General features: G+C 39.4%; 4 protein-coding genes. 3 read left to right on the top strand and 1 reads right to left on the bottom strand.

The features are described 5' to 3' along the window. On the bottom strand, positions 1-472 hold a 472-nt coding region (locus ACYVRH_RS11735; RefSeq protein ID WP_461257101.1), incomplete at its 3' end, for a flavin reductase family protein. A gap of 197 nt (positions 473-669) precedes the next feature. Here ACYVRH_RS11735 and ACYVRH_RS11730 point away from each other — a divergent pair. The 3 genes from ACYVRH_RS11730 to ACYVRH_RS11720 form a co-directional block, all read left to right on the top strand. Continuing rightward, positions 670-1,044: a radical SAM-associated putative lipoprotein gene (locus ACYVRH_RS11730; RefSeq protein WP_461257100.1), complete on the top strand. Its 375-nt coding sequence runs from the start codon at positions 670-672 to the stop codon at positions 1,042-1,044. After that, positions 1,034-2,098, top strand: a complete 1,065-nt coding sequence (locus ACYVRH_RS11725) for a TIGR04133 family radical SAM/SPASM protein (protein WP_461257099.1) — start codon at positions 1,034-1,036, stop codon at positions 2,096-2,098. Before ACYVRH_RS11730 ends, ACYVRH_RS11725 begins: the two co-directional genes overlap by 11 nt. 49 nt (positions 2,099-2,147) lie before the next feature. Further along, positions 2,148-2,472: hypothetical protein (locus ACYVRH_RS11720; RefSeq protein ID WP_461257098.1), on the top strand; the 325-nt coding region annotated here is incomplete at its 3' end.

Here is a 2,472-nt window from a genome sequence, read left to right as displayed (position 1 = left end):
TTATTCGTTTTTCAACGCTCATTGATTCGTCGCATAAAAATTCATCGGCAAGCGCGTTTCTTATTTTGCAAAAAAACACTTCACTGTTTTTAAATATTACGGATTGATCGACTTCTAATTCAAAAACAAAGGGACTTTTTGTAAAAATCGGAACGTCAAGAACTTGCCCTTTTTCCGTTTCAATTTCAATATTCATTTTATCATTGTCATAGCCGGGTTTGTTGCCGAAATAATCCGCGATGGGCAGTATTTCTTCCGTAACAAGATTAGCGGAAAAAACTTTATTCTTCCGTATCAGGTCTAATGTTAATTTGTTTTCTCCTATACACGCCATTACGCCCACTTCTTCGTCCCAGTAATAACTTAACCAGCCAAATAACCCGAAATTCGGAGTTTTGTCTTCCTTATACGCGCCATAAAGAAACAGCGATTGCGGGCAAAATTTATTTGATGTCGGGATGGATTTTTTCATTTTTAGTCACTCCTTTTTAATCAAACTTTATTAAAAAATAAATATTAATTCCCTATTTTATTTTCTGTTATTACACAATACGCTTTATTTTTCTTTTTTTCTACTATTTTAATTATTTTTATTCCGTCTGAGTGCAAGCGCTAAAAACCGTTGCGCGATTAACAAAAGTGAGTTATTATTTTATTAGGAGGCCGATTATGGTTAAATTGTCAGATAGAAGCCGCAGGGTTTTAAGGAGAATTTATCAGGGATTGGGAGCGGCAACCGTTTCGATTTTGTTTCAAGCCTGTTATGGGATGCCTATGGATGACGTTACCATTAGCGGGACAGTCACTTCAAAAACGGATAATCCAATTCCAGACATAAAAGTATCGGTTGAAAATTTTTCATCTTGTTCTACGGATAGTGACGGTAAATTCAATATCTACGCGTATGGGCAAGCCTCGTATAATTTATTATTTGAGGATGTTGACGGTCCATTAAATGGCTCTTATAAAACGTTGGAAAAAACAATTAGTCTTAACGAAGCGGATACTCCTCTGAATATTCAATTAGAGGCAGATGAAGAATAGGTTTACCCGGTTTATTTCACGGAATTTTATAAAGAATGAAACCGCCCTGCATGAGTTGACATATCTGTTTTGGGAGTGTACAAGGCGTTGCGGTTTAAAATGCCTCCATTGCGGGTCCGACTGCATAGAAGATTCCAAATTTTCAGATATGCCTTTTGATGATTTTCTAAATGCGATTCTGCCCTTGAAAGACGTATGCAAGCCTGACACCATAACGGTGGCGATAACAGGCGGGGAGCCAATCCTGCGAAAAGACTTGCCCGATTGCGGCAGAAGACTGCGTGAAAACGGATTCCGCTGGGGGATAGTGACTAACGGGTACGATTATACTCCCGACATTCACAATAGGCTTCTTGATGCGGGCATGGGTTCCCTGACATTAAGCCTTGACGGGCTTGAGCAAAACCATAACTGGTTGCGCAATAATGAAAAAAGTTTTTCAAAAGCGGTAAAGGCGTTGGAATTGATTGCCTCTTGCGCCCGACTGAATTACGACGTGGTTACCTGCGTGAATCAAAAAAATATTGACGAACTTGAGAAGCTTAGGGATTTTTTAATTTCACGGAATGTAAAGGCGTGGCGGCTGTTTACCATTTCGCCCATCGGCAGGGCGGCGGACAACGGTATGTTGCAGTTAACGCCACGGCAGTTAAAACAGCTTATGGATTTTATTGTAAGTTCGCGTAACGACAAACGCATGGCGGTATCGTTCAGCTGTGAAGCATGGCTTGGCGATTACGAATTGGAAGCCCGCGATACGTATTTCTTCTGCAGAGCAGGCATACAGATAGCGTCCGTACTGGCAGACGGTTCCATATCGGCTTGTCCCAACATTAATAGGAATTTTATACAGGGAAATATATACCGTGATAATTTTATTGACGTATGGAATAACCGCTTTAAAATAATGCGCGATAGAAGCTGGACAAAAACGGGGATATGCCTGAATTGCAAGGATTATAAAAATTGCCTCGGCGGCGCAATGCACTTATGGAACGAAAAAAAAGACGGTATCATGACTTGTATTAATAAAAAATTGGAATCTGTCAGGTAGTACGCGTGTTTACTTGACTGTATTTATTATTTTTTGTTATTATAATTAAATGAAAATAAAATCATTAGCCGCTTATATTTGCTTATACGCTTTTTTTTGCTTCCCGCTTTTTGCGCAAACGCATAATTCCGTATCTCTGGAAAATAATGTTTACTATATTTTGGAACAGGCGGAAATAAGGGGCTTATGCAAACCGTTGTCGGGAACTAGGCCTTATACAAAAAGCGTCGTTATTACGGCGATTGATGAAATTTTAAATTCGGAAAAAGCTGAAAAGTTAAAAAAAACTGAAATAGAAATTCTTGAACAGTACCTTGCGGCGTTTTCAAAACCCAGAAACGGCATGGATTGGCAAAGGGGCGCATGGCATGGTG

Source organism: Treponema sp. R80B11-R83G3 (assembly GCF_054786115.1).
The sequence above is the reverse complement of the archived record's forward strand: the minus strand, read 5'-3'. Positions and strand labels throughout refer to the sequence as shown.

Coding starts and splice junctions, on each gene's coding strand:
- ACYVRH_RS11730 (WP_461257100.1), top strand. CDS start 670: ATGGTTAAATTGTCAGATAGAAGCCGCAGGGTTTTAAGGAGAATTTAT.
- ACYVRH_RS11725 (WP_461257099.1), top strand. CDS start 1,034: ATGAAGAATAGGTTTACCCGGTTTATTTCACGGAATTTTATAAAGAAT.